The sequence below is a fragment of the Burkholderia sp. LMG 13014 genome, assembly GCF_905232215.1.
Lineage (GTDB): Bacteria > Pseudomonadota > Gammaproteobacteria > Burkholderiales > Burkholderiaceae > Burkholderia.
On sequence record NZ_CAJNKE010001041.1, the window covers coordinates 1 to 1,136 of the forward strand.

The window sequence follows — 1,136 nt, forward strand, 5'->3', positions numbered from 1 at the left end:
CCGGCTCATCACGCCGCGCTTGATCGGCCGCGGCATCCGCGCATCGGTATGCCGTGAGAAATAGCTGCCCCACAGCCCGCGCAGCGCCATCGGAATCACCGGCGCCGGCGTGCGGCCCAGGATCTCCGTGATGCCGTGGTGGAACGTGTTGATGTCGCCCGTCTTCGTGAGCTTGCCTTCGGGGAAGATACACACGAGTTCGCCTTCCTTCAGCGCAGCCTCGCAGGCATCGTACGCGCGCGCGAGCATCGCGGGATCTTCGTGGCGCGGCGCGATCGGGATCGCCTTCGCGTGCCGGAACACCCAGCTCGCGAAGCGCGTCTTGAAGATCCGGTGATCCATCACGAAACGGATCGGGCGCGGGCTCGCGGCGGCCAGCACGAGCGCATCGACGTAGCTGACGTGGTTGCACACGAGCACGGCCGCCCCTTCCGCCGGAATCCGCTCCGCATGCACGAGGCGAATCCGGTAGAAGGTGTGCACGAGCACCCACGCAACGAAGCGCAGCAGGAACTCGGGCACGAGCAGATAGATATACGCGGCGACGATGACGTTCAGCAGCGCCGTGACGAGGAACAGCCCCGGGATGTCGACGCCGGCCTTGGTCAGCCCCATCGCCATCACGGCCGACAGGATCATGAACAGCGCGTTCAGGATGTTGTTCGCGGCGATGATCCGCGCACGGTGCGTGGGTGCGCTGCGGCTCTGGATCAGCGCGTACAGCGGCACGCTGTAGAAGCCGCCGAACATCGCGAGCAGGAACAGGTCGGCGAGGATACGCCAGTGGCGCGCGCCGGCCAGGAACTCGCCGACCGACAGCAGGTGGCCGGGCGACGGCAGCGCGTGGCTCGCGAAATACAGCTCGATCGCGAACACGCTGATGCCGATCGAGCCGAGCGGCACGAGGCCGATCTCGACGCGCCGCTGCGACAGCCGTTCGCACAGCAGCGAGCCGAGGCCGATGCCGACCGAGAACGTCGCGAGCAGGATCGTGACGACGTCGGGGCTCGCGGACAGCACGTCCTTCGCGAAATTGAAGAACGACGTGAGGAACGTCGCGCCGACGAACCACAACCACGAGATGCCGAGCAGGCTCAGGAACACGGTGCGGTTCTGGCGCGCGAGCCCGAGGTTGC

At 66.9% G+C, this 1,136-nt stretch carries 1 protein-coding gene; it reads right to left on the minus strand.

Translation table 11 applies throughout. From position 1 onward, the window contains the following. Positions 1–1,136, minus strand: a 1,136-nt coding sequence (locus tag JYJ84_RS37220) for a 1-acyl-sn-glycerol-3-phosphate acyltransferase (protein WP_205190352.1), incomplete at both ends; no start/stop codon positions are given.